Source organism: Pseudomonas sp. IT-P253 (genome assembly GCF_949768125.1).
Classification (GTDB): Bacteria; Pseudomonadota; Gammaproteobacteria; order Pseudomonadales; family Pseudomonadaceae; genus Aquipseudomonas.
In genome coordinates this window covers 23,878-49,507 of record NZ_CATKPT010000007.1, presented here as the reverse complement: position 1 = coordinate 49,507, position 25,630 = coordinate 23,878, and the positions used below count along the sequence as shown (strand labels likewise).

Annotated in this window: 20 protein-coding genes; 13 read left to right on the top strand and 7 right to left on the bottom strand. The window is 54.3% G+C overall.

Annotated features, from left to right (window positions below):
* Positions 1 to 94: 94 nt before the first annotated feature.
* The 7 genes from acnA (at position 95) to ACM6IR_RS03895 (ending at position 8,977) form a co-directional block, all read left to right on the top strand.
* Positions 95 to 2,836 carry an aconitate hydratase AcnA gene (gene acnA, locus ACM6IR_RS03925; protein ID WP_414906478.1) on the top strand — a complete coding sequence of 914 codons (2,742 nt, stop codon included), beginning with the start codon at positions 95 to 97 and terminating at the stop codon, positions 2,834 to 2,836.
* Between the two features lie 420 nt (positions 2,837 to 3,256).
* On the top strand, positions 3,257 to 4,048 hold the full coding sequence (locus ACM6IR_RS03920; RefSeq protein WP_414906477.1) for a lysostaphin resistance A-like protein: 792 nt from the start codon (positions 3,257 to 3,259) through the stop codon (positions 4,046 to 4,048).
* Between the two features lie 239 nt (positions 4,049 to 4,287).
* Positions 4,288 to 5,082 (top strand): ABC transporter permease, encoded by a 795-nt coding sequence (locus ACM6IR_RS03915; RefSeq protein WP_414906476.1) that lies wholly within the window; start codon positions 4,288 to 4,290, stop codon positions 5,080 to 5,082.
* A 13-nt stretch (positions 5,083 to 5,095) separates the two neighbouring features.
* The gene (locus ACM6IR_RS03910) at positions 5,096 to 5,749 is read left to right on the top strand and encodes an ABC transporter ATP-binding protein (protein ID WP_414906475.1); all 654 of its coding nucleotides are present in this window, start codon (positions 5,096 to 5,098) and stop codon (positions 5,747 to 5,749) included.
* Positions 5,750 to 5,797: 48 nt separating this feature from the next.
* Complete coding sequence (locus ACM6IR_RS03905; RefSeq protein WP_414906474.1) at positions 5,798 to 6,904, top strand: ABC transporter permease; 1,107 nt, start codon at positions 5,798 to 5,800, stop codon at positions 6,902 to 6,904.
* A gap of 40 nt (positions 6,905 to 6,944) precedes the next feature.
* Complete coding sequence (locus ACM6IR_RS03900; protein WP_414906527.1) at positions 6,945 to 8,030, top strand: polysaccharide biosynthesis/export family protein; 1,086 nt, start codon at positions 6,945 to 6,947, stop codon at positions 8,028 to 8,030.
* Between the two features lie 155 nt (positions 8,031 to 8,185).
* Positions 8,186 to 8,977 carry a YqiA/YcfP family alpha/beta fold hydrolase gene (locus tag ACM6IR_RS03895; protein WP_414906473.1) on the top strand — a complete coding sequence of 264 codons (792 nt, stop codon included), beginning with the start codon at positions 8,186 to 8,188 and terminating at the stop codon, positions 8,975 to 8,977.
* Between the two features lie 133 nt (positions 8,978 to 9,110).
* Here the strand turns inward: ACM6IR_RS03895 and ACM6IR_RS03890 are convergent, their stop codons facing one another.
* From ACM6IR_RS03890 to ACM6IR_RS03865, 6 genes are all read right to left on the bottom strand, one after another.
* Complete coding sequence (locus ACM6IR_RS03890; RefSeq protein ID WP_414906472.1) at positions 9,111 to 10,118, bottom strand: SGNH/GDSL hydrolase family protein; 1,008 nt, start codon at positions 10,116 to 10,118, stop codon at positions 9,111 to 9,113.
* A gap of 247 nt (positions 10,119 to 10,365) precedes the next feature.
* A complete protein-coding gene (locus ACM6IR_RS03885; protein WP_414906471.1) occupies positions 10,366 to 11,292 on the bottom strand; it encodes an FkbM family methyltransferase in 927 nt (308 codons plus the stop codon).
* Complete coding sequence (locus ACM6IR_RS03880) at positions 11,289 to 11,969, bottom strand: 6-hydroxymethylpterin diphosphokinase MptE-like protein (RefSeq protein ID WP_414906470.1); 681 nt, start codon at positions 11,967 to 11,969, stop codon at positions 11,289 to 11,291. The genes ACM6IR_RS03885 and ACM6IR_RS03880 overlap by 4 nt, the downstream gene beginning before the upstream one ends.
* Positions 11,956 to 12,921 (bottom strand): hypothetical protein, encoded by a 966-nt coding sequence (locus ACM6IR_RS03875; RefSeq protein ID WP_414906469.1) that lies wholly within the window; start codon positions 12,919 to 12,921, stop codon positions 11,956 to 11,958. Before ACM6IR_RS03875 ends, ACM6IR_RS03880 begins: the two co-directional genes overlap by 14 nt.
* Positions 12,905 to 15,097: a glycosyltransferase gene (locus ACM6IR_RS03870; RefSeq protein WP_414906468.1), complete on the bottom strand. Its 2,193-nt coding sequence runs from the start codon at positions 15,095 to 15,097 to the stop codon at positions 12,905 to 12,907. Before ACM6IR_RS03870 ends, ACM6IR_RS03875 begins: the two co-directional genes overlap by 17 nt.
* A 149-nt stretch (positions 15,098 to 15,246) precedes the next feature.
* On the bottom strand, positions 15,247 to 16,182 hold the full coding sequence (locus tag ACM6IR_RS03865; RefSeq protein WP_414906467.1) for a KpsF/GutQ family sugar-phosphate isomerase: 936 nt from the start codon (positions 16,180 to 16,182) through the stop codon (positions 15,247 to 15,249).
* A gap of 385 nt (positions 16,183 to 16,567) precedes the next feature.
* Here ACM6IR_RS03865 and ACM6IR_RS03860 point away from each other — a divergent pair, with 385 nt between their 5' ends.
* The 6 genes from ACM6IR_RS03860 to ACM6IR_RS03835 all read left to right on the top strand — a co-directional run bounded on the left by ACM6IR_RS03860 (position 16,568) and on the right by ACM6IR_RS03835 (position 24,285).
* Positions 16,568 to 18,598, top strand: a complete 2,031-nt coding sequence (locus ACM6IR_RS03860; RefSeq protein ID WP_414906466.1) for a capsular polysaccharide biosynthesis protein — start codon at positions 16,568 to 16,570, stop codon at positions 18,596 to 18,598.
* 125 nt (positions 18,599 to 18,723) lie between these two features.
* A complete protein-coding gene (locus ACM6IR_RS03855; protein WP_414906465.1) occupies positions 18,724 to 19,857 on the top strand; it encodes a capsule biosynthesis protein in 1,134 nt (377 codons plus the stop codon).
* Entirely contained in the window at positions 19,854 to 20,630 is a 777-nt protein-coding gene (locus ACM6IR_RS03850) for an SDR family NAD(P)-dependent oxidoreductase (RefSeq protein ID WP_414906464.1), read from the top strand. The genes ACM6IR_RS03855 and ACM6IR_RS03850 overlap by 4 nt, the downstream gene beginning before the upstream one ends.
* A gap of 4 nt (positions 20,631 to 20,634) precedes the next feature.
* Positions 20,635 to 22,185 (top strand): LTA synthase family protein, encoded by a 1,551-nt coding sequence (locus tag ACM6IR_RS03845; protein ID WP_414906463.1) that lies wholly within the window; start codon positions 20,635 to 20,637, stop codon positions 22,183 to 22,185.
* The gene (locus ACM6IR_RS03840) at positions 22,178 to 22,789 is read left to right on the top strand and encodes a GNAT family N-acetyltransferase (RefSeq protein ID WP_414906462.1); all 612 of its coding nucleotides are present in this window, start codon (positions 22,178 to 22,180) and stop codon (positions 22,787 to 22,789) included. The genes ACM6IR_RS03845 and ACM6IR_RS03840 overlap by 8 nt, the downstream gene beginning before the upstream one ends.
* Positions 22,786 to 24,285 (top strand): capsule biosynthesis protein, encoded by a 1,500-nt coding sequence (locus ACM6IR_RS03835; protein ID WP_414906461.1) that lies wholly within the window; start codon positions 22,786 to 22,788, stop codon positions 24,283 to 24,285. The genes ACM6IR_RS03840 and ACM6IR_RS03835 overlap by 4 nt, the downstream gene beginning before the upstream one ends.
* On the opposite strand, the gene ACM6IR_RS03830 is transcribed toward ACM6IR_RS03835, so the two are convergent.
* Positions 24,280 to 25,629 (bottom strand): aminotransferase class I/II-fold pyridoxal phosphate-dependent enzyme, encoded by a 1,350-nt coding sequence (locus ACM6IR_RS03830; RefSeq protein WP_414906460.1) that lies wholly within the window; start codon positions 25,627 to 25,629, stop codon positions 24,280 to 24,282. The genes ACM6IR_RS03835 and ACM6IR_RS03830 overlap by 6 nt on opposite strands.
* Position 25,630 lies beyond the last annotated feature (1 nt).

The window sequence follows — 25,630 nt, the reverse complement described above, 5'->3', positions numbered from 1 at the left end:
CCAGTTATTAGCCTTAATGCCTAAACAGGGCTAGGTTAAAAGCTCTGTTCGTCCCGTCAGTCCGTAGCCGTGCGGACTCAAAGGAGTCATTTCAATGCCGTCCCTCGATAGCCTGAAAACCCTTAAAACCCTGAAAGTCGACGACAAGACCTATCACTACTTCAGCCTGCCGGACGCCGCCAAAAGCCTGGGCGACCTGGACAAGCTGCCGATGTCGTTGAAAGTGCTGCTGGAAAACCTGCTGCGCTGGGAAGACGAAAAAACCGTCACCGGCGCCGACCTCAAGGCGATTGCCGCCTGGCTCAAGGAGCGCCGCTCCGATCGCGAAATCCAGTACCGCCCGGCGCGGGTATTGATGCAAGACTTTACCGGCGTCCCTGCCGTGGTCGACCTGGCCGCGATGCGCGCCGCCATGGCCAAGGCCGGCGGTGACCCGCAGCGCATCAACCCGCTCTCCCCGGTGGACCTGGTGATTGACCACTCAGTGATGGTCGACAAGTTCGGCAGTGCAAGCGCCTTTGAACAGAACGTCGACATCGAAATGCAGCGCAATGGCGAGCGTTACGCCTTTCTGCGCTGGGGCCAGAGCGCCTTCGACAACTTCAGCGTCGTGCCACCGGGCACCGGCATTTGCCATCAGGTGAATCTGGAATACCTGGGCCGCACGGTCTGGACCAAGGACGAGGACGGTCGCACCTACGCCTTCCCCGACACCCTGGTCGGCACCGATTCCCACACCACCATGATCAACGGCCTCGGCGTGCTCGGCTGGGGCGTCGGCGGGATTGAAGCGGAAGCGGCGATGCTCGGCCAACCGGTGTCGATGCTGATTCCGGAAGTCATCGGCTTCAAACTCACCGGCAAGCTCAAGGAAGGCATCACCGCCACCGACCTGGTGCTGACCGTGACCCAGATGTTGCGCAAGAAAGGCGTGGTCGGCAAATTTGTCGAGTTCTACGGCGACGGTCTCGCGGACCTGCCGCTGGCCGACCGCGCGACCATCGCCAACATGGCCCCGGAATATGGCGCCACCTGCGGCTTCTTCCCGGTGGACGAGATCACCCTGGAATATCTGCGTTTATCCGGTCGCACCGACGAAACCGTGAAACTGGTCGAGGCCTACAGCAAAGCCCAAGGCTTGTGGCGCCTGCCGGGCAAGGAACCAGTGTTCACCGACAGCCTGGCCCTCGACATGGGCCGCGTCGAAGCCTGCCTCGCCGGGCCGAAACGCCCTCAGGACCGGGTTTCGCTGCCGAAGGTCGCGCAAGCGTTCAGTGACTTCATCGACCTGCAATTCAAACCCACCAGCAAGGAAGTGGGTCGCCTCGAAAGTGAAGGCGGCGGTGGCGTCGCGGTGGGTAATGCCGACCTGGCCGGTGAAGCCGACTACGAATACGACGGTCAGATCTATCGATTGAAAAACGGCGCGGTAGTGATCGCCGCGATCACCTCCTGCACCAACACCTCTAACCCGAGCGTGATGATGGCGGCAGGACTGGTGGCGAAAAAAGCCGTGGAAAAAGGCCTCAAGCGCAAACCGTGGGTCAAAAGCTCGCTGGCCCCAGGCTCGAAAGTGGTCACCGACTACTACAAGGCCGCCGGCTTGACCCAGTACCTCGATGAACTCGGTTTCGACCTGGTCGGTTATGGCTGCACCACTTGCATCGGCAATTCCGGCCCCTTGTCGGAACCGATCGAAAAAGCCATTCAGGCAGCCGACCTGACCGTGGCCTCGGTGCTCTCGGGTAACCGCAACTTCGAAGGTCGCGTGCACCCGCTGGTGAAAACCAACTGGCTCGCCTCGCCCCCGCTGGTCGTCGCCTATGCGCTGGCCGGTACGGTGCGCATCGACATCAGCAGCGAGCCTTTGGGCACTGACAAGGAGGGCAACCTGGTGTATCTGCGGGACATCTGGCCGAGCACCAAAGAGATCGCCGACGCGGTGAGTCAGGTCAATACCTCGATGTTCCACAAGGAATACGCCGAAGTGTTTGCCGGCGACGCGCAATGGCAGGCGATTGAAGTGCCGCAAGCAGCGACTTATGTCTGGCAGGACGATTCGACTTACATCCAGCACCCACCGTTCTTCGATGACATTGGCGGGCCGCCACCGGTGGTCAAGGACGTCACCGGTGCCAGAGTCCTTGCACTGCTGGGTGATTCGGTGACCACCGACCACATCTCCCCGGCCGGCAACATCAAAGTCGACAGCCCCGCCGGCCAGTACCTGCGCGAGAAAGGCGTGGAGCCTCGGGACTTCAACTCTTACGGTTCGCGGCGCGGCAACCATCAAGTCATGATGCGCGGCACCTTCGCCAACATCCGCATCCGTAACGAGATGCTCGGCGGCGAAGAAGGCGGAAATACGATCTACATCCCCACCGGGGAAAAAGTACCGATCTACGACGCCGCCATGCGTTATCAAGCCTCGGGCACGCCGTTGGTGGTGATCGCCGGCCAGGAATACGGCACCGGATCGAGCCGCGACTGGGCGGCCAAGGGCACCAATCTGCTGGGGGTCAAAGCCGTGATCGCCGAAAGCTTCGAGCGGATTCACCGTTCCAATCTGGTGGGCATGGGCGTGCTGCCGTTGCAGTTCAAACTCGATCAGAATCGCAAAAGCCTGAACCTGACCGGCAAGGAAACCCTGGACATCCTGGGCCTGACGGACGTCGAGCTGACGCCACGGATGAACCTGAACCTGGTCATCACTCGTGCAGACGGCAGCCGTGAGAAAGTCGAGGTGTTGTGCCGGATCGATACGCTCAATGAGGTGGAGTACTTCAAGTCGGGAGGGATTTTGCACTACGTGTTGCGGCAGTTGATTGCCTCTTAAGAGGCTGACGACACAGACACCGCCTTCGGGCGGTGTTTTTGTTGGGGTGCCATATCCTTGTGCTCAAGTCCCATGCGATAGAAAAGACCGGAGGCTTCGCCAAAACGCAACTAGAACTCGGTATCCCCTTCAATCCTGCAATGCTCAACCCAACCTTTGAGTGAAGTCACAACAACTATCAGAGCCGCCAGCATCAACAACGTCGTAGCAATAACAGGCCAAGTCATCATGCGCATCCCCCGGTTCAGGAAAATCCGGCAGAGCGCCCTTCAAGTTAATGTCAGGCACGTTTAAACATAGTCACAGGTTCAGTTCTACGCTTCAGTTAAGGAAAAAAGTCAGCACCTCTATCTGACTCACGGGCATTTCTGCCTAAATGCCTCACATAAGGCGGCCTCGTCAGTCAACCAGGATGACCCCATGCTCGTACTGCCGTGGCCGTACCTGACACTGCTCTCCGCCGGCTACGTCCTGGCACTCACTTACGGGCAACTGACTGTCCTGGCGAGCATGGTGATCATCCTGTTGATGCTCGCCGGTTTTGCCGTCCGACAACCCGACTACCGCCATGTTCGTTATCTCGGCCATGCACTATTCGTCCTGCTGGCATTCGCATTGGCAGTGCATGGGTGGCCGGGTTTTTACAACGCCAAGATGATCGACCACGAGCGCTTTACCGAGAACGCTGTCCCGTTTTCGATGAACCTTAACCTCGACAAACCGCTGATTGGCTTCTGGCTGTTACTGGTGTGCCCCTGGATCGTCGCCCGCCATCCGTGGCTACCGACACTCAAAGCAAGCGCTGCGGCCTTGAGCCTGACGGCATCCGTCACGTTTGGAACCGCTTGGCTGCTGGGGATCGTCGAGTGGGCACCCAAATGGCCGGATCAGGCGTGGCTGTGGATAAACAACAACCTCCTGCTGGTGACCGTCGTCGAAGAAGCATTATTTCGTGGCTACATACAGGGCGGCCTGAGCCGGTGCTTCAAACATCTGCCCTATGGTGAACACCTTGCCCTGCTAATTGCCTCGCTCCTGTTCGGACTGGCCCATTGGGGCGCCGGGTGGGAATGGGTAGTGCTCGCGAGCCTGGCGGGTGCTGGTTATGGGCTGGCCTATCGATTCGGCGGACTGGCGGCAGCCATCGCGACCCACTTCGGTTTGAACCTGCTGCATTTCGGTCTGTTTACCTACCCGATGCTGGCGGGTTGAGTGACGGGAAGTCAGACCACGCAGGGCCTGAATATCGAGTCAAAAACATCAAATCGCCCTGAATATCGGCAAAATAAGCTGACCATCGTTAGGGAACTAAGCGGCTTGACTCCTGTCGGGCACACCGTTTACCCTCCCGCCCCACGAATGGAAGCAATCTGTCAAACAAGACTGATAGTCCTCTGAAAATGAATTCAAGCAGCGCGTTTATCGCGCTGTTGTGTGCTGTGCGGTAAATAATGCTAAAGCCTCGCTCCCCCCTGCAAATCAAAAAATCCGTCATTTTTGCCCTGGTGCTGCGCGAAGCGCGTTCGCGTTTTGGTGATCGGCGCATGGGCGCTAGCTGGACGCTAATCGAGCCGATTTGCCACCTGCTGATTCTGAGCGTGCTGTTTGGGCTGCTTCGTGGCCGCGCCGTGGCCGGTATCGACTTCCCGGTTTTTGTACTGGTGGGTCTGGCCCCGTTCCTGCTATTTCGCAACACCGCCTTGCGCCTAATGAACAGCCCCAAGGAAAACCGCGCGCTGTTTTCCTACAAACAGATCAAGCCCCTCGACACTTACATTGCCCGAGTGCTGGTTGAGTTCAGCATTTCAGCGACTGTCTACGCCATCCTCGTGTTCGGCTTCGCTTGGTTCGGTTTCGACATGGCAATCAAATCACCCATTGAGTGGATGCTGACTGTTTTGCTAGGCGTTGTGTTTTCCTTCGGCCTGGGCATGCTGTTGTCCCTGATTACCCATGCCATGCCCAGTAGCACGCTGTTTATCCGGATGATGTTTTTCCCGTTGTATTTCATGTCGGGCGTATTCATCCCCGCGACCTACCTGCCGCACGCCATGCTGCCGCTGCTGTTGCTCAATCCGTTCCTGCACCTGATGGAACTGATTCGCGCCGAAATCTTCCCGCATTACGTTCCTGTCGATGGCATTTCGGTGCTCTACGTGATCGCGTTCACCCTAGTCTTGCTGTTCGTCTCCCTGGGTACCTATCGGGTTCGTCGACTGCATTTGATCTCCACCAAGAACGGCTAACCGCAGGCTTCCCGTGTTCGAGCTCAGAAATATCACCAAGTCGTACCTGACCCCCAAAGGTCGTCGCCACGTGTTTCGCGACCTGTCACTGAAGATCCCCGCCGGAAAAAACATTGGCCTGATCGGTCGAAATGGCGCTGGCAAATCGACCCTCATGCGCCTCCTGGGCGGCGCTGATGTGCCGGATTCCGGCACCATTGCCACCGACAAAAGCATCTCCTGGCCAGTGGGTCTGTCCGGCGGCTTTCAGGGCACCATGACCGGACGCGAGAACATCAAGTTCGTCAGCCGCGTCTACGGCGCGGTAGGTGATGCCATGCGCCAGAAGGTCGCCTACGTCGAAGACTTCGCCGAAATCGGCAGCTGGATCGACGAACCGGTGAAGACTTACTCCTCCGGCATGCGTTCGCGCCTGGCCTTCGGCCTGAGCATGGCCTTCGACTTCGACTACTACCTGATCGACGAAGTGATGTCGGTGGGTGACGCACACTTCAAGCGCAAATGCGCTGACGTGTTCGAGGAGCGCCTGCAGAAATCCAAGGTTGTACTGGTTTCCCACAGCATGCCCGAAATCAAAAAACTCTGTGACGTCGTGCTGCTGGTGTGCGATGGCGCAGTGCAGATCTATGACGATGTCGACGAAGGCATCAAGGCCTACAACACCTGATCGCCCGGACCGTGGCGGAATTGTTTTATTTCAAGGATGCAAGTGCATATGAGCAGTACGGGTAAATTCAAGGGCTGGCGCCTGACACTGGGACTGATCGTAGTACCAATGGTACTGGCCATCGCCTACTACAGCTTTTTTGCCGTGGACCGCTTTGTCAGTTCCGCGCAAGTGGTGGTTCGTCAGGACGGTAACAACCCGGGCGCCCAGTTGCCAGGGCTCGGCATGCTGCTGAGCGGTACCAATCCCGCCTCCCGGGAAGAAACCCTGTACCTGCGCGAATACATTGTGTCGATGGACATGATGCAACTGCTGGAAGATCGCCTGCATTGGGTCGAGCAATACAGCAAGCAACGCAACGACCCGTTCTTCTGGCTGGACAAGGACTCCAAGCGCGAAGACCTGCTCAAGTACTACCAGCGCATGGTCTCTGCCCACTATGACGAAACCACCGGCCTGCTGCGCGTTGAAGTACAAGCCTTCAGCCCGGAACTCGCAGAGCAGATGGTCAAGACCATTCTGGAAGCCAGCGAGCACTTCGTGAACGAAGTCTCACACGGCATCGCCCGCGAGCAGATGCGCTTCGCCAAGGGCGAACTGGAAGGCGCGAAGAAGCACTACACCAAGTGCAAGGAAGAACTGCTGAGCTTCCAGAACCGCAACAAGGTACTGGATGGCAAAAGCTCGGCCATGGGCCGCGCCAGCATCATCGACACCCTTGAAGGCGAGCACTCCAAAGAACGCGCCGTGCTCACCCAGATGCTCTACAAGCTTCACCCAGACTCACCACAGGTCAAGCAACAACAGCAACGCGTGAACGCCATTCGTGAACAACTGAATGCAGAAAAACACCTGCTGGTTTCCGCCCCGGATGGTGAGCAGCTCAACGTGGTGGCCTCGCGCTTCCAGCAATTGACCCTGGATGCCGGCATCGCCGAAGAAACCTACAAGACCGCCGTTGCTGCACTGGACAACGCCCGCATCGAAGCCAGCAAGAAGATTCGCACCCTGGTCACCGTGGTCAGCCCGAACACCCCACAGATGGCTCTCTACCCGGAGCGCCTCTACAACCTGGCAACCATCTTCCTGGCCCTGCTGTTGCTCTGCGGTATTGCCCGCTTCCTTATTGCATCGATTGAGGATCATCGTGATTAAATCCATTTCTGGCCTGCCCCTTCGCCCCCTGAACTTGAGCATGCGAAACAGCGCTGTTGCGGGTTTGATGCTGATGACTTTGACTTTATCTGGCTGCAGCGGTGTGATGTCGGGCGCTGGCCCATACAAAGGCGATATCGAAAACAAAAGCCAAAGCACTGCCTATGACCTGGTGGACATCAACGCCAACACCATCGCGCCGTTCATGCGCCCAGCCACCAAACCGACCAAAGCCAAAATCACCAGCCCACTGGCGCAAAGCGTGCGCCTGATGGGCGGTGACGTGATCAACGTGCTAATCACCGACAATGCTCCTGAAGGCAGCGGCCTGTTCGCCCCGCTCTCGAAGGGTGGCACCCAGCTCAAAGTGCGCATCGACGACAAGGGAATGATCTCCCTGCCGTATGTTGGCCATCAGTTCGTTGCCGGCATGACCCTGATTCAAGTCGAAGACATGATTCGCCAGAAGCTCAAGGGCGTGACCACTGACGTGCAGGCGCACGTTGATCTTGTAGGCGATTTGTCTGGTTCGATACTTGTGGCAGGCGCAGTAAAAGCCCCCGGTCGTTTTTCTACGTTGCAAGGCCCACTGACTCTTCTTGACGCCGTCAACCAAGCTGGTGGCCCGCTGTTAGAACCACACTTGGTAAACGTAACTGTGCGCAATGGCGAACAAGCCAATACTTTCAACTACGAAGAAATTCTTGCCGGCAACAACTTTGTTCTGAAACCCAATTCGGAAGTTGTTCTTGACCGCTCACGCCAAAGGTTCGTCGCAATGGGCGCAGTGGGTGAACCAGGCCTGCACGACCTTCCATCCCAAAACGCGAGTCTGCTCGACGCCTTGGGCTCTGTCGGGGGCCTGAGAGAGACGAATGCGAACCCTCAAGGAGTTTTCGTTTTTCGTATGGGCGACTCCAGCCCGAAACAACCCGCCAAACCAATCGTCATGCGTATCGACATGCGCGATCCTGCGGCCGTATTTTACGCACGCCAAGTCATGCTCAAACCTGACGATACTATTTATGTGACTAACGCAGCTGTCTATGAATGGCAAAAAATCATTGGCCCAATCGTTCAGACTCTCGTACTTGGACGTGCCGTTGGTGTAAGCCCGACGAACTAACTACATCAATCCATCGATAGCTGTCGCCTCACTCGTAACGAGGCGACAGTTGCTCTCGTTCAACCGAGCCTGTTCCCCAACTTGAATTTTCCCGTGCCAAGTACTCATGAGTACTGTGCCGCCATTGTTCATAGCCATCACGATGAGTACCTCAGATGGAAGCTACCTGCAACAAATACGCCCCGTCTTCCATCGATAGTCAATCACTTGACGAAGGTGCAGAGAATAGTCCCGCCAATGAAAAAACGTCATCTGACTCTAAAAGAGAAAATGCTTTTGAGCGATTTGCGCACAAAGCAAATGGTATTGATGCGCTTGTTATCTGTGGGGAAAAACCAAAGCGAGCAGTCATCTCTTTTACAAGTATGAACCCAGGGAAATACGAGCGCTGGTCATGGTTCTACAACAGGCATAAGGAAGGCTGTGAAGATCTGTACATTATCTTCAGAGACAATGACCATAGGTACTACATAGGAAGCGACACAGCGCCAACACAAGTCCGTTACCACAAATTTATTAGTGAACATCTGCAGAAGCATAACATCTCAAGTAAAGACACTTTTCTTATAGGTAGTTCGATGGGTGGGTATGCTGCACTCTATTTTGGTTTTTGGATGGATGTTGGAGGAGTAATTGTTACCAATCCTCAAGTTGACTACCAAAGCTCACGTAGACATTCGCTTCAGAACTGGGAGCGTCAGATCCGCGAAGCAGGCACCAACTGGGTTGATCTTAACGACTTTATTTATAGATTCCCTTCAACGCCAAAGCTCTATATTGAACATGGCGATTATCCGGCAGACGCAGCAGCGGCACAAAAGCTGTTCGCAACACTTGACGACCAAAAACTAACATATACACGCTGTTATGTAGGTGGCGATCACAGTTCGACCAATATGAATGCGCAGCTATTATTCAAAATACTTGACTTCTGGAAAGATAAATAAAACCAATTTTACTTAACTTTTCGCTAACTTATTCTGAATAATTACGCACACCGCTCATTGAAAATTATCTTTACAAATAAAATTGCCAAGTAGCCACTTATAGCTCTTGGCAACTAGTATAGCCACATACTCTCTATTTTTTTATAATCTCAAGCGCCACACAATTCAGATTAACAAAGCACTCTTCATCAAAAACCCTAAAACCAACACGAAACCGCTGAATATTATCAGGTAAATTTATAGGAACTGAGAACTGCTGCCTGCAATCTGCAGCAAGGTCTACATAAAAATGCCAACCAGATGACCTAGAAAAAGAGTATGTGTGCTGATTGGAGAATATTGGCTCTTGGTCAAACTGGAGCAAAACCACTAAAGCCTTATGCTTTCTAACATTTTTTGTCGCGCAATCAATATTTAGCGAAACAATATAGCTGGACTGATAATCCTTCCATTCCAACCAATTAATATCCAAATAATTTAAAGCAAGATCATTAGCCTGTGATGGCCTTGAAAAAGATACTACCCCCTCAGTCGACAACGAATTCCTTATTCCTTCGAACATACTTTTAGCAGCGACAGATGCCCCAACATGACTAACATGAAGCTTGTCATAATAATAAATATTATTCCTCATGATCAACTTATCCAAATCGATAAGCTTAACAGCCTCACCTGCAGCAAATTCCCGCACCTCAGAATTTATAAGCCTTAAATCTGCATTACTTTGAATCTCGGGGTAGGTACAAATATAAAAATCTATCTTATGAAGCTTACAAATAAAATCTATAACCTTCAGATTATCAACAACCTGATTTATATTTCCCTCTACAGATGACTTTGTCCAAATCTCACTCGCGTCTTCGGGCACCAAATTCCCATGAAATTTACTACGATTACTATAGCCACGTTCATATCTTAATGCCGCCAAGTCATTTGAAGACGTTACAAAAATCACTATCTTTGGAAAATGATAAACAATTTTATTAAGTAAGAGATTAGTTACATTTAAGTTGGTCGCACCTGAAACACCTGCATTTAAAACCTGATAGTCATACCCATTCATCAAAAGCATCCTTTCTAGCTGAGATGCAATTCTCTTATCCTCATCAATATATAGATTCTCTACAAATGAATCGCCCATCAATACTATTGATTGAGTCGAACACTGATGAGTCCCGCTAATGATGTACCCATTTTCATCCGTCCTCACGACGTAAGCGGTATTCTTGTCAAGTCTAGGCCGCGAATTCAAATACGACTCATCCGGATAGTATGTTTTGTGAATGCCGGGTTGAAATTCTTTTAATCTTATTTGTCTCTTTGACATCATCACACTCTCGAAACGCTTATCCAAACCTCTACCACTGGACGAATTAAAGCCTGAGTAATTAGTCGATCACGATAATTTCAAACTCTGGAAGAAGACTCTTAAGTTCAGCGCTGCTCTTGGCACTAATGAATGTATTGTAATCCGCTGAACCATCAGAAAGCGGCGGCGTTAAATGCTGTACGAGCTTCATGCTTGACTCTGAAATCTTGTAATATTTATACTCAAGCAAACCAAAGAATTCAATAATATCGTTAATCTTTGCGACAGGTAAAAGCTCACATATTATATCTGGCAGAGAATTACTAATTACTCTCTTCGCCCCTTTCAAAATCAGATGTTCAGCACCCTCCGCATCAATTTTCATCAATCCAACACCAAGAATTGCATTTGACTCAACAAAAGAATCAAGAGTGAGGGATTTGACTCTTCTTGACTCATGAGGCACGCGAGCACAAACATCAGAAACCGTTGAGGATCCGGACACTAAAATATCCTGACCAGAATATATGAGTAAGTCAATTTCAGAATCACAATCTGATACTGCAAAATTAAAACAGTTTATATTAGCAGCAGAATTCGCCGCTTTATTTATCAACAGTCTGGAGTACACTCGATCCAAAGCTTCAACGGCATAGATCTTGGATTTCGGACTAGCCCTGGATGCGGCGAGAGAGTAAATACCGGAATAAGCACCAACATCAAAAACACTCACACTTTTTCGCGCCAATCTAGTCCATAACTTTAAGCTAGTACTCTCATAGGCATCAGCGCCTTTCCAAAAATAGGCCTGAGCAACAAAGTCGTCATTATTACTAAACATAGTAAAAGTTGGCACACCTGATATGTCGACATCAACAAAACCATACCAAGGAAATTTCTTAGGACTTACCACTTGATCCAATACACTTTGAGGTACGTCACTCATGTAATTAAGCGCATTTTTTAAAGCCAGCGCAGCTGCATTTTTTGAATTTATATAATTCATACTAAAGCGTCACTTGAGTTTACTGCTTGAGCAAAAGACACATACTCAATATAAGGTCGAAGAAAAGATACTTCGCTGCAACTGACCAATCTCCTACCCTCACTTTCAAGCTGATTACTAGCATTCACAATATTCCATATCTGAACACTAGTAAAACTATCTTCCAATTGTGGATTGGCCTCAGCATAAAATCTCGGAGACTCCGCCTGATATCTTAGGTCGCACCCCAACAGATATATTTCAGACACACCTAAATAATAGGCAAGTTGAATAGCAAGCATCGTTGTCGTGCAGCCAAAAAAATAACCCGCATGGAGATTTTTAGAGAACCCATCGCGCTGTAATGCTGGTACATAGTATGTAGGGTTAGCTAGCCCTTCATGGTCCAACTCTTTCAATTCAGACCTTAAAATGCGTACAGTTTCCGGGTGAAGGCTGGTGGTCGCGAGATGTTTTTTTTCAGGATGGGTGATAAAGCGTGTATCAGATACTACATAGTAGTCGGAACGAAAGCCATGTGTAGCCTCCAACAAAGTGGATGCGTTCATTCCAATTGTTAATTCGCCATTGAGAACGGAGAGGTCTTCCTTAGTAATAGACGGCCCATTCGCCAGAATAAAGGCTCGGCGTCCGGCCTCTTTGTTTTTCAATGATTTTATGCTATTAAATAATTTCATATGCTTTATCAAAGACTGCTGCCATTTTTTCTGGTGTGAGGTGGGCTTTAAAAAATTCCAAGCTCTGCTGTTGGAGTTCAACCGTTTTCTGCCAGTCATTGGCAAGTTCTTCTAGAAAACCTGCGATAGTTTCTCCAGTTGAATATACGAACGGGGGAAACACACCACCCGTAAAATTCGAAAACACAGCTTTGCAGAAAAAATCGGCCCTATTAATAGTAACGTTGCCTGCTGCCAACCCCTCGATTGAAACCTGATGAAAACCGCCCGTAGCTATCTCATCAATTGTAACGTGGCATGTCTTTCGCATAGCCATTAACGTTTTTGGCGAAACAGGTTCATTAGGAATGACTGCTTCAATTTTCCCTAATTTCACTAGAGCATCTATTGCAACATCTAGCTTTTCTACGTATTTATTATTCCATCTTCCAGGGCGAAGATGAGTCGGGCTAAAAATCACTCGAAGCTTCTGATTTTTTTGTCTTGGAGAAAAACTTGGAACATCATGAACAATGTTCGGAACGAAGACGTGATTTTTATGAATTCTCGGCTGGAATTGTCCTACTACCAAATTGGCAGTAAACGGTAGATTTATTTCAGAATGCCGAGGCAAATATAAAGGCCCCTCTCTTAGCGGCGAATGCACCTGATAGAAATAACGAGCACTCTGATTACTGCTTATTAGACGCTCAGCCCACGCATCCGGTATATCATTATGCACATGTATGATATCCGCCGCGTGTATAGCCGCATCAATGAATGGCTTGGTAAACTCATTCTCTAGAATATATTCTTCAATAAACTTACCAGCCAAAGGCCCTTTGATCGGATAATCATTTAATGCCACAGCAATTGAGTCATGACCATTCAAGCGTTGAGCAAGAGCGATTTTCGATGGAGCCGCCACCAAAGGCGTCTGTGAAATATGAACGATCTTATACTTCTTTGACATCAAACAACCCTCCGTCCATCAGACACGCTTCGATAAGATTCGTAGCGGGATCTCCCGCCTCTACTGCCTCACAAAGACTACGATAACGCATATAAGTGGACTCAAGAACAGCAATACCCACTATTGAATTCGAGACTTTTTCGTAAATATCCATCATTGTTCTTGAGTTAGTAAAATCCGTTTTCCTTATCTTTATTATTCCCTGGTGATAACGCTCATCAAAATCAACTAAATCTATTTTATCGAATGCACATACCCCTCCAATATGCAGAGGCAGTAACATATCGCGTTTTTTGGGAAACCCTTCTTGTAGAATTCGTCGCATAGCCAACGAAATACCAGCCACCTCATCAATTTTGATAACGCGGCGAAGCTTACTGTTTTTTAGATCTTCAGCGTGCGTGGAAATGACTCCGTCTACAGAGTCCGGATCGATCGACAGATCCTCGCGCGTTTTTATCAAAATTATTTTTTGCTCTACCCCTGCATAACGTAGTGCATTACATACGTTACTAGGTGCATTCAGCAAGACAATAAAACTCAAAAGAGACAAGCTATTTTTATTCTTTACATCTATACGATTTACAATTGATAGAGCCGACTGAGCTTCCGAAACATTAAACCGCCCAAATTTCATCCTCGAAGAGTTCACATATTTGAAATCTTCAAACTCATTTAGATCCTCAATAATTTTCTGAACTAGCAACTCATCTTCAAACTCGTAATGCATGAAAGCAGTAGAATACCCAACGGGCTTTGACTCGCCAACTTTAACCTCAATCCGTCCACTCTCATCTATCACCATGCAATAATCCCTGGATGGCAATACATTGTACGACTCTGGACCCTCATCTGCGCCAACCGTTGGCTCTACCACCAAATTATTTGTTGGCTGCCTCATCTCAATGAAGTCGGGGTGAAACTTGAATTCTTCCCGCAGTGCGATCAACTGTTTCAGTTTTCGCTCAGAAATTTTCCTGCGTAGATACTTCGCCTCTGAAGAGTCTCGGAAAAACGCAATCGGATGAAAAATCAACTTCTGAGTCTTCCTCATAAGTGTGGAGCTTTTCTTTTTCTTCATTTGTTCCTGCTGGCTATCAACCAAGTTTTTTAGATAATTCTCTATACTTGCGTCAGGGCGACGAACAAGATTTATGTTACTATCTTTCTTTATTAACAGATGTGCTGAACCCTCACAAAAGGCGAGATTAAGCTTGTCAGATATATTATCCCGGTTATTGTCCCAAGGAATTTTTAGAGCACCATTTATTTTTGATACAAAAGATCCAACATCTCCAGAGGGCACAGAAACCAAATTCGAATCCCCCTCGAAGTACTCTACTACCCCCAAGTGTTGCCACAATACGACTTTACAGCGATATGCTAGAGCCTCTATCGCCACCATAGAGGCTGTTTCAAATATACTGGGCACTACAACTAGCTTTGAGAGTGAATAAATTTCACTCTTACGCATGAATCTACCATCAAAGAAAGTTACATTTTTAAAACCATTTAATATGGCACTGTCCGTAGGGGGGCATACAATTGCAAAACTCAAGCTCGGAAGCTTTGAAACAATCTCAGCCAGGTACGTTATTCCCTTGAGCTTTTGAAACCGTCCTACAAAAGTCACGTCGAAATTTTGCACACTCTCTTCCTGTGCACTTATTTTCGGCGCGGGATTAGGGTAAACAGATGGAACCTTATTAAACTTAAATAGTGCACAACTGGCAAAGTACGAAGCCCACGATGGCGAACTGAGATAAGGAGCACGAGAAATCTCCCGTTGCTCGTTGCTAACGTCCGACTGGGAATACGGCAACCCCTGAACCGCTGCACCGAGACTTCTTGAGCAATGCAACCGTATATGTATTGGATATTTCTCAGATATCAATAAAGTGGCAGCGAGAGACTCAGGAGCTTCAATACAAACTATATTTTTCTTGAACCCCATAATTTCAGCTTTTACTCTTACCCGAAAAGCGTCAATTGTTTCTTGGCTGCTTATCTGAATGATTTCGACCTTTAGCCCAAGTTCGGTCAATTGCTCCGCGGCCAATTTCACATACGTAGTGACCCCGCTGTCCTCTCTATTGAAAGGATCAACAAGAACATATATCCCGATACTAGAGCTTGCCACTTGAAATCCTTTCATCAGCCGGGCAACCACCGTCACCTTAGAGTTACTCTTGCAACCACTTCCAATTTAACTACGAGTGCAAGCCCCCGGGACTAATACTGCCGATAGAAATGGAGTAATCCCTCAACTGCTATCACTCAGAATTTCATTTATCCGAAGTACTTATCAAGGACCAAAAAAATTGCTCAATCAAATATCTCCACAACCCCCACCACCTCATCACTCCCCTCGGCCGTCACCAACAACGCCCGAATCTTGTGATCCAGCATATAAGCCTCAGCCTCACTCAACTGCGCATTCGCTTTCACGGTATGCGGGCTGGCGGTCATGAAGCTGGCGACGCTTTCATTCACCACACCCGGATTACCCAGCAGTGCGCGGCGCAGGTCGCCGTCGGTGACGATGCCGACCAGTTTGTCGTTGTCCATCACCAGCGCCAGGCCCAGGCGGCTGGAGGTCATGACCAGCAGGCAGTTGTGGAATGAGGTTTCGCGGGTAACTTTGGGGAGGTTGGTGTGCATCACGTCGCTGACGCGGGTTAGCAGTTTGCGGCCGAGGCTGCCGCCGGGGTGGTAGCGGGCGAAGTCCATCGGTTTGAAGTCGAGGGCGCTGATCAGGGCAACGGCGAGTGCATCGCCCATGGCCATGGTGGCCAGGGTCGAGGTGGTGGGCGCCAGGTTGTTCGGGCACACCTCGCGCTCGACCGAGATGTCGAGCCAGATGTCGGCGTGTTTGGCCAGGGTGGATTTGCCGTTGCCGGTCATGGCGATGATCTTGTTGCCGAAGGACTTCAGGCTCGGGATCAGCTTGATGACTTCTTCGGTTTCGCCGCTGTAGGAAATCAGGATCAGTACGTCGATCGGCTTGAGCATGCCGAGGTCACCGTGGAAGGCTTCGGCCGGATGCAGGAACAGGCTTGGGGTGCCGGTAGAGGCGAAAGTGGCGACCATTTTCTGGCCGATCAGACCGGATTTGCCCATGCCGCATACCGCCGCACGGCCTTTGCAGCCGAGGATCAGTTCTACGGCGCGCTGAAATTCGCCATCCAGGCGTTCTGCGAGTTGACTGATGGCTTGCGCCTGGGCACAGAGTGCTTCTTTGGCAATTGGAAGGTGATTCATGGGGGACCCTATCGCTCCTTGATTTTGAAGGCGCGTATGGTAACGGCTCGATGCCAGCGAGGGAATGTTGATCTCCTGGCCGTAGGAAATTGCCAGCCGGGCGTTATGAAAACTGAGTCGTCAAAAAAACGGTACCTGCCTCGAATGGTCAAGTGCTGGAAATAGTGCGAGACGAACGCTCATCGGACTCATTCAACCGCAGACCTGTCAAGTTAAAAACCCATCAAACAAGTGAAGAAAATTTTAAGAAATTTTCTGTTTAACGAGTGGCGACATGCCATTTGTATTATCATTCGCACCGAATTTTGATTGAGCTTTTTTTCAGACACGTACTGATTCGTGGCTGATACAAGATTGCGCTCGTTATGGATATCCGCTGTTTTTTATGGACAATGCCGCTCCACCGCGTCGCTCTTTGCTGATTCTGTCCAAAGGCGCGCAACAGATCTCTACCCTCCCCTCTTTGCTGCCAGAGTATCGGCTGCTGTGCGGGACGGTGCGCGACATTGCCCAGGCCGATGAGGTCCTCGCGTGGGGGCGCAAACCTAGCGCATTGCGCGCTCAGGCCTTTGCTAAAGATGCCGGTTTGCCACTGCTCACTGTCGAAGACGGTTTTCTGCGCTCGGTGGGGTTGGGTGCCGAAGACCCGCCGCTGTCGCTGATTGTCGATCCGCTGGGCATCTATTACGACGCCACCGCCCCTTCTCGTCTGGAACAGCTGATTCCCGTCCCGTTGACGCAAGCGCAGATCCTGCGTGCCCGTGCCTTGCAAGCAAGCTGGTGCGAGGAGCGCGTGTCCAAATACAACGGCGCCCGGATTGAAGCCTGCGAGCTGCCGCAGCCGTGCGTACTGGTGGCTGATCAGACTCTCGGCGATGCGTCGCTGCAGGGTGCCACTGCCGCTGATTTCGAGCGCATGCTCAAGGCTGCGCTGGCCGCGTATCCGTACAGCACAGTGGTGGTCAAGATTCATCCGGATGTGGTGGCCGGGCGCAAGGAGGGTCACTTCGACCTGGCGAAACTGCGCAAGCATCCACGGGTTCATTTGATCAGCAATAATCTGCACCCGGCCGAGCTGATGTCGAGCGTCCAGGCTGTCTACGTGATGACCTCACAACTGGGCTTCGACGCACTGTTGTGGGACGTGCCCGTGCACACCTTTGGCATGCCGTTCTATGCCGGCTGGGGTTTGACCATTGATGCCCTGCCCGCCCCTGCGCGGCGCCAACCCGTCAGCCTTGAACAATTGCTGCACGCCGCGCTGGTGGAGTATCCGCGCTACGTCGACCCGGAAACGGGCGCGCCGTGCGAACCGGAAACCGTGCTGGCATGGCTGGGCCTTCAACGAAGAATGCGCAGTCGGCTGCCCGAGAGCCTGCAGGTGGTTGGCTTCAGCAAGTGGAAGCAGCCACTGGTGCTGGACTTTTTCAACGGGTCATCCATTCGATTCCTCGGGCGTTTTTCCCGACGTCGTCTTGCCACACCGGTCATTACCTGGGGCTGTCAACACGACACGCCATTGACGACGAAAGCGGGTAAACACCTCGGCCGCGTCGAAGACGGCTTTCTCCGCTCCGTCGGCCTGGGCGCGAAGAAAACCCGCCCACTGTCGTGGGTGTTCGACGACCTGGGCATTTACTACGACGCCACTCGTCCTTCGCGCCTGGAACACCTCCTGCAGAACGAACCGTGCAGTTCAGGTTTGCTGCAACGGGCCACGGCGCTGCGTGAAGCGATCTGTGCCGCCGGCGTCACTAAATACAACTTGCCCGGCACCACGTGGAAACGCCCCGCCGGTGTCGAGAAAGTGATTCTGGTGCCGGGTCAGGTCGAGTCCGACGCCTCGATTCGCTATGGCGCACACCGGATCCGGCGCAATCTTGATTTGCTCAAGGTGGTGCGCGAGCGCTACCCCTTGGCGTGGCTGCTGTACAAGCCGCACCCTGAAGTACTGGCCGGCACTCGCGAGGCCGGCGAAGGCGAAGAACGCACCAGTGACTGGTGCAATCAGGTGGTGGGCGATGTGCCCTTCCACCAACTGTTATCCGAGGTCGATGAGGTGCACGTACTGACCTCGCAATCGGGCTTCGAAGCCTTGTTGCGCGGCGTGCCGGTGACCACCTACGGCCAGCCGTTTTATGCCGGCTGGGGGCTGACCCGGGATCTGGGAATGAGCCCTGACGTCCAGGCACGCCGCACCCGGCGCCTGAGCCTGGACGAATTGGTGGCCGCGACCCTGATCCGCTACCCGACCTACGTCAGCCGCATCACTCGAAAATTCACCACCCCCGAACGCACGTTAATCGAGATTCAAAACTGGGATGAAGTACCTACGCATGGAAGGCCTCCAACATGGCGAGAGATGATTCAACGCTTGGTCCTCAGCGCTTTGAAACCACGCCTAAGAAACTCGTAGTCCCTGTCGAACGCTTCCAACGTCCGGTCTCGGTGAAGCCGCGGAACTCATTCCTGTTTCTGCAGGGTGTCAGTTCGCCGTTTTTCGCACGCCTGGTGCAGGCACTGCGGGCCGAGGGACAGCGGGTGAAGTCAGTCAACTTCAACATGGGCGACACCCTGTACGGCAGCGGCGCGCGGGTATTTTATTCAGCGCGCCCCGAGCAGCTGATGGACTTCTACAGCCAATGTTTCAGAGGGGATCATATTACCGACGTGGTGCTGTTCGGCGACTGCCGTCCGGTGCATCAGCCGGCGGTGGAACTGGCCAGGTCGCTGGGCATTCGCGTGCACGTGTTCGAAGAAGGTTACTTCCGCCCCTACTGGATCACCCTCGAGCGCAACGGCGTGAACAATCACTCGCTGCTGCCCCGTGATCCGGACTGGTATCGGGAAGTCGGCAAGTACATCCCCCGTTATCAAAACGGTGATTCGTTTCGCCTGTCCTTTGCCTCCAGGGCCTTTCACGATGTGATGTACCACGTCGGTGGCGCATTGAACAAAGTGGCATTCCCCCACTACAAAACCCATGCGCCGTTCAATGCGGCGGTGGAGTATGCCGGCTACATTCGCCAGGGCCTTCGCCTGGTCAATGCCAAGGGCCGCGATTCCGAGGTTATCAGTGAAGTGGCGCGCAATCGCCATCGCACCTTCCTGTTGCCACTGCAGTTGGACAGCGATGCGCAGATCCGCGATCACTCGCCGTTCAAGCACATGAAGGATGTGTTGAAACATGTACTGGGCTCGTTCGCCCACCATGCCGGCAGTGACACGCGCCTGGTGGTCAAGAATCATCCCCTGACCCCGGGCATCATCAACTATCACCGAATCACCCGGCGCATTGCCCACAAACTCGGCATCGCCGACCGCGTGGACTTCCTTGAAAGCGGCCACATGCCGACGTTGCTGTCTCACGTCGCGGGCGTGATCACGGTCAACAGCACCGTCGGCGGTTCGTCGCTGATGCACAACGTGCCGACCATCGCCCTCAGCGACCCGATCTACAACCTCAAGGGGCTCACCCACCAAGGCAGCCTCGACGATTTCTGGCACACGCCGGAACGGCCCGACACCACGCTGTTCCAGCGCTTTCGCAGCACTGTGATTCACACCACCCAGGTCAACGGCGGCTTCTATACGCGCTGCGGTATCGACATGGCCGTGAATAACTCGCTGGAAGTGCTGATGGCCAAGACCTCCAGGATTGAACGCTACTTATGACGCTGCACAAAAAACCCCGCTGCATCCTGATTACTGGCGCTACAGGTGGCATCGGCGGTGCGCTGGCGCCCGCTTATGCGGCGCCGGGCGTGACCCTGATCCTGCAGGGCCGACGCACCGAGCGCCTGGAAGAAATGGCTGAGCAGTGCCGCGCCGCTGGTGCACGGGTCATCCTCCACGCGCTCGACGTGCAGGACCTGGAAGCGGTGCGCGGATGGATTACCCGGATCAGCGAAACCGAGCAGCCGGACCTGATCATCGCCGGAGCCGGGCTCAATACCGCGACCGGGCCAAATGCCGAGGATGAAGTGTGGGAATTGTCCCAGGCGGTGATTGAAGTCAACGTCATGGCCGCCATTGCCACTGTGCAGGCCGCGTTGCCGGCGATGCGCGCGCGCAAGCACGGGCAGATCGCCCTGTTCAGTTCCCTCGCCGGTTGGCGCGGGTTGCCGGCCACACCCAGCTACAGCGCCAGCAAGGCGGCGATCAAGGCGTACGGTGAATCCATGCGCGACCTGGTCGCTGCGGACGGCGTGCGGATCAATGTGATCATGCCCGGTTATGTCGAATCGAAAATGTGCTTGGAAATGCCAGGCCCGAAACCGCTGCTGTGGAACCCGGACAAAGCCGCGCAGCGGATCCGTCGCGGCCTGGCCGCCAACCAGGCACGCATCAGTTTCCCCTTCCCCTTGAACCTCGGATGCTGGGCCCTGGGTGTGATTCCCCCACGGATGTCTTCGGTAATTTTGCGATGGCTTGACTACGGTGCCTGATTTCTTGAACAGTCCTTTTTCCTGGGTCATCGCTGGCGGGTTTGTCCTGACCTGTCTGCTCGAAGCGTTGCTGATTCCCCGCCCGACGTTGCGTCGCCCGCTGCGCAACTGGCTGCTGCATGCCGGGGTGTGGTTGTTTGCACTGGCCGTGCTGTACACGATTACCGGGCGCCCTTATTTCAGCGCGGTGAATGCCCTCGCCCTGTGGTTGCTGATCGTGATGGTGAGCAACGCCAAGTATCACTCGCTGCGTGAACCGTTCGTGTGCGCGGACTTTGAATACTTCAGCGACGCGGTGCGTTTTCCGCGCCTGTACCTGCCCTTCTTCGGCATCGGCAAGACCATCGTGCTGGCCCTGGCGTTTATCGCCTATCTTGGGTGCGGACTGTATTTCGAGCCTGCTGCCCCGCAGGCGTTGCACGTTGGCCTCGTGACGCTGGCGAGTGCCGTGCTGTTGCTGATCCTCGGCGGCATCAAGCCACTGCAGCCGACTTACGATGCCAGCCTGGACTTGACCCGCTGGGGTCTGGCCGCCAGTCTGTGGACCTATTTTTGCGCGGCACGGCGCAAGGTCGCCATCGACCAATTGCACTCTCCGTTCGCCCTCGATCCGCATCAGGCGCCCGCCCCGATGGGCACCGCGCTGCCGGATCTGGTCTCCGTGCAGAGCGAGTCGTTTTTTGACATTCGCCGGTTGTGGCCGGGCATCCGCGAGCAGGTGTTGAGTCACTACGACGTGTTGCGCGGCGAAGCGCTGGCACACGGTCGTCTGCAAGTCGCAGCCTGGGGCGCCAATACCGTGCGCACCGAGTTCGCCTTTCTTACCGGGATTGCGGGAGACAAGCTCGGCGTGCACCGCTTCAACCCGTATCGCCATCTGGCGCGCCAAGGGTTGCCGAGCATTGCCGCCGAAATGAAACGCAAGGGCTACCGCACTGTGTGCATTCACCCGTATGACGGTAGCTTTTACGGTCGCGACCAGGTGCTGCCGGCGCTGGGTTTTGATGAGTTCATCGATCAACGCAGCTTCAACGATTCGCAAAAAGCCGGGCCGTTCATTGGCGATTGTGCGGTGGCCGACAAGATCACTGAATTGCTCAACGACAGCACCCGCACTCAGCCGTTGTACATCCACGCCGTGACCATGGAAAACCACGGCCCGCTGCAACTGGAAAGCGTCGATACCGCTGAGTTGCCGACCTGGTTCGACCGCCCGCTGCTGGATGACCTGCGCGATCTGGCGCCGTACCTGCGGCACGTCAGCAACGCCGACCGGATGCTCGGCCAATTGCGCGAGTACCTGATGTCGCGGCCGACCCCGACCGGGCTGTGCTTTTTTGGCGACCACGTGCCGATTCTGCCCGAGGTGTACGCCGCGCTCGGTGCGCCGGATGGCGATACCGACTACTTCATCTGGTCCAATAAAGTGCCCGGCAGCCGCGCGGCCACGTCGCTGGCAGTCGAACACCTGGCCAGGACGTTCGTCGACCAACTAAGTTGCGCCAACGCTGTTGGTAAACCGCGGAACCACGCCCAGACCGCCCTCCATGACTGAGATTGCCCACGAGCCGCTACGGATCGTCCTCGGCTCCGGTTTGCCGGAGCGCGACGAGGCGATTGCGCGGCTGATCGCCTCGGGTCGTAGTTCGCTGGCCTTTATCCTCGGCGATGAAGCCTGCCGTTATCGGCTGCTGGCTCAGGCGATCAATTGGGACCGGATTCTGATTGCCTATCGCGGCCCCACCGTACTCGGTTATGCCGCGTTCAAGCACCATCGACGTGGACCGTTCTCGCCGGGTTTCGGCCCTTTCCGGGATGAGTTCGGCCGTCTTCGCGGTAGTGCACGCTACTTGCTGTTTATCATTACCGAATGCCGCGAGTGGTATTACGGGTTTTACTTGTATGGCCTGCGCGTGATCAAACCGGCACGTCATCAGGGCGTAGCCACCGCGCTGCTGACAGAGACATTCGGGCAAGCCCGTCAAGCGGGCTACGACAGAGTCGAGCTTGAGGTTCAGGTGAAAAATCAGGGCGCCCAACAGCTCTATACCCGGCAAGGTTTCGTCCGGGTGCACACTACACCCGTGAATTGGCTCGGCCGGTTGCTGCCCTTCCCTGCGGTGGTGAACATGCGCCGCTCACTGAAGCCACAGCCATGAAGCGCGACAACCTGAATCAATCGCTGGTCGAAGGGCCAGGCTGGATCGGCATCATGTCCCAGTGGGTCATGTGGCGGGTTTTTCACCTGAGCGAATTTCTCGACCCGGAAGGCAAGCCGTCATGGCTGTGGCGCCGAGGCGCGGAAAAGCCCAAGGGTCTCAAGGCGATTTCCGGGATTGGCTACAAGCGCTCGTCGGACCACGCCCGGGTGCTATGCAAGCGCTGGGGCATTCCCTACATCGCACTAGAGGACGGTTTTCTGCGCTCCTCCTCCCTCGGGGTGGAGGGCGATACGCCGATGTCGATGGTGGTCGATCCGATCGGTATTCACTACCTGGCGGATCGTCCTTCGTTGCTGGAAAACATCCTCCAGCAACCGCAGCAGCTGACAGCCGACGAACTGGCCACCGCCACCGAGCTGATGGCGCTGATTCGTAGCAGTTGCATCGGCAAATACAACAATGCCCCGGACCTGAGCGACGATGACCCATTGGGTCGGGACACGCCGCTGGTGCTGGTGGTGGATCAAACCTACGGCGACTTTTCGATTCCGGGTGGCGGTTTGTGCGAGGCGGATTTCATTCGCATGCTCGATGCCGCGCTGGCGGAAAACCCCGGTGCCGACGTTCGCGTACGGATTCATCCGGACTGCATGAGCGGGCACAAGAAAAGCTGCTTGCTCGACGCGGCGAAGGAGCGAGGCGTAACGCTGGAAAGTCGCCCGGTGTCTTGGGCTTCACTGGCACGGCGGGCCACGCGCGTGTACATCGCCACCAGCCAGGCCGGGCTCGAAGCCCTGATTCAGGGTGTGCCGGTGACGTGCTTCGGGCTGCCCTTTTATGCCGGCTGGGGTTTGACCGATGACCGTCTGGCCATCCCGCGCCGGCAAGCACGACCGACTCTCGAACAGCTGGTCGCGGCAGCCTACGTGCGCTATTGCCGCTACGTTGATCCATTGACCGATCAGCGTTGCGACGTCATGACCGTGGCCCGGCAACTGGCCCGGCAAAAACAACAGGACGCGCAGTTTTCCGGCTCACTGACGGTGCTCGGTGTGCCTCGACACCAACAACCGGCCATCCGCAGCTTGCTCAATAGCCGCTGGGGTCGCGTGCAGTTCACCAGTGACAACACCCAGCTGATGACGAAAGTGGTTCGCGAGGACGGCAAACTGCTGGTTTGGGCTGGCGGTGAAGCGGCAGATTTGCACCAGCGTGCGGAGGCGCACGGCGTACCGCTTTGGCGCATCAGTCCGGACGCGATGCCGTCACCGGGACGCCGCGCATCGGCCTCGCTGGTGATAGATCGCAGACCGCACCATTCAATGGCCGGGCGGCGGAAAATGGTGCCGGACGCAGATGTGCAGCGACTGGTGCAGGTTCGCGGCATGCCCTGCAGCCCGGAACACGTTGCCGGACCCGAGACTGGTTTGCTCGACAGCTGCGCGCGTTATCGACAGGTCCGGCGCTACATCAACGGCATGCTCGGTCTATAACTTTTGCAGTTCCTGCGCCACGGTGCTGACGGTGTCGGCGATTTGCTCCGGTGTGTGCAGGCACGACACGAAGAACCGGACACGGGCCGCTTTCTCCGGCACCGCCGGGTGAAGGATCGGCTGGGCGTTGATGCCTCGACGCGACAACGCCCAGGACAATTGCGTGGCTTTGAGCGAGCTACCGGTAATCACCGGAATCACCGCCAACCCCGTGCTGGTGCCGGTGTCCAGACCCGCCTCTTTGGCCAACTGCAAAAACTGTTGGCCTCGGGCCTGAAGCGTCGCCACCCGCTCGCGGTCTTCACGCAGGCAACGCAACGCGGCCAGCGCCGCGGCGGCCACCGATGCGGGCATGCCAACGCTGTACAAAAAACCCGGCGCAAGAAACTTCAGGTGCTCGACCAGCGCGGCTTCGCCGGCAATATAGCCACCACAACTGGCCAGGCTTTTACTCAAGGTGCCCATCCAGATATCCACGTCACCACCGGCCAGGCCGAAGTGTTCGCGGATGCCCTTGCCCGTCTGCCCCATGACGCCCAGCGAGTGCGCTTCATCGACCATCAAAAATACTTTGTGTTTTTTCTTCAGTTCGACAAAACGCGGCAGGTCCGGGTAATCCCCATCCATGCTGTAGATGCCTTCAAGCACCACCAGCACACGTTCGAAATGCTGACGCTGATCGCCCAGCACACGGTCGAGGGCTTCCCAGTCGTTGTGCGCAAAACTCAGGCGTCGTGCGCCGGACAATTGCACACCTTGTAGCACGCTGTTGTGGATCAGTTCGTCATGCAGGATTAAATCCCGCGGGCCGAACAGGTAACCGATGGTGGTCACGTTAGTCGCATGACCGCTGACAAACGTAATGGCGTCCTCCACTTCGTACAGGTCAGCCAGCTCGCGCTCCAGCTCACGGTGGATCGGCCGGTCGCCCGAAACCGGGCGGCTGGCGGACACCGACGTCCCGTAGTGATCAATGGCCGCTTTCGCCGCCGCTGTCACCGCCGGGTGCCCGGAATAACCCAGGTAGTTGTAGCTGGCGTAATTCACATAACGGGCGCCCTGGATCACGGTTTCCGCGCCCGCCAACCCTTCATGCAATTTGAAGAACGGATTGGTCAGCCCGAAACGCGCCGCACCGTCGAGCATGATCCGCAGCTGCTGATAGCCGGGGTGCAGATCGAAGCGATAAAACTGTTCCGGCACGCTGTGCGCCGCTCCGTTCATGCCCTCCAGCGAAGGCCCTGGCGCGACATCAGTCGTCTGCCGCAGACGCCGTTCCAGGGCTTGCTGGATCAGCTTGTCTTTCATCGAAGTGGCAAGCCCGGGGGAGGATTTATTGGTCATA

Coding starts and splice junctions, on each gene's coding strand:
- acnA (WP_414906478.1), top strand. CDS start 95: ATGCCGTCCCTCGATAGCCTGAAAACCCTTAAAACCCTGAAAGTCGAC.
- ACM6IR_RS03920 (WP_414906477.1), top strand. CDS start 3,257: ATGCTCGTACTGCCGTGGCCGTACCTGACACTGCTCTCCGCCGGCTAC.
- ACM6IR_RS03915 (WP_414906476.1), top strand. CDS start 4,288: ATGCTAAAGCCTCGCTCCCCCCTGCAAATCAAAAAATCCGTCATTTTT.
- ACM6IR_RS03905 (WP_414906474.1), top strand. CDS start 5,798: ATGAGCAGTACGGGTAAATTCAAGGGCTGGCGCCTGACACTGGGACTG.
- ACM6IR_RS03900 (WP_414906527.1), top strand. CDS start 6,945: ATGCGAAACAGCGCTGTTGCGGGTTTGATGCTGATGACTTTGACTTTA.
- ACM6IR_RS03895 (WP_414906473.1), top strand. CDS start 8,186: ATGGAAGCTACCTGCAACAAATACGCCCCGTCTTCCATCGATAGTCAA.
- ACM6IR_RS03890 (WP_414906472.1), bottom strand. CDS start 10,118: ATGGGCGATTCATTTGTAGAGAATCTATATATTGATGAGGATAAGAGA.
- ACM6IR_RS03885 (WP_414906471.1), bottom strand. CDS start 11,292: ATGAATTATATAAATTCAAAAAATGCAGCTGCGCTGGCTTTAAAAAAT.
- ACM6IR_RS03880 (WP_414906470.1), bottom strand. CDS start 11,969: ATGAAATTATTTAATAGCATAAAATCATTGAAAAACAAAGAGGCCGGA.
- ACM6IR_RS03875 (WP_414906469.1), bottom strand. CDS start 12,921: ATGTCAAAGAAGTATAAGATCGTTCATATTTCACAGACGCCTTTGGTG.
- ACM6IR_RS03865 (WP_414906467.1), bottom strand. CDS start 16,182: ATGAATCACCTTCCAATTGCCAAAGAAGCACTCTGTGCCCAGGCGCAA.
- ACM6IR_RS03860 (WP_414906466.1), top strand. CDS start 16,568: ATGGACAATGCCGCTCCACCGCGTCGCTCTTTGCTGATTCTGTCCAAA.
- ACM6IR_RS03850 (WP_414906464.1), top strand. CDS start 19,854: ATGACGCTGCACAAAAAACCCCGCTGCATCCTGATTACTGGCGCTACA.
- ACM6IR_RS03840 (WP_414906462.1), top strand. CDS start 22,178: ATGACTGAGATTGCCCACGAGCCGCTACGGATCGTCCTCGGCTCCGGT.
- ACM6IR_RS03835 (WP_414906461.1), top strand. CDS start 22,786: ATGAAGCGCGACAACCTGAATCAATCGCTGGTCGAAGGGCCAGGCTGG.
- ACM6IR_RS03830 (WP_414906460.1), bottom strand. CDS start 25,629: ATGACCAATAAATCCTCCCCCGGGCTTGCCACTTCGATGAAAGACAAG.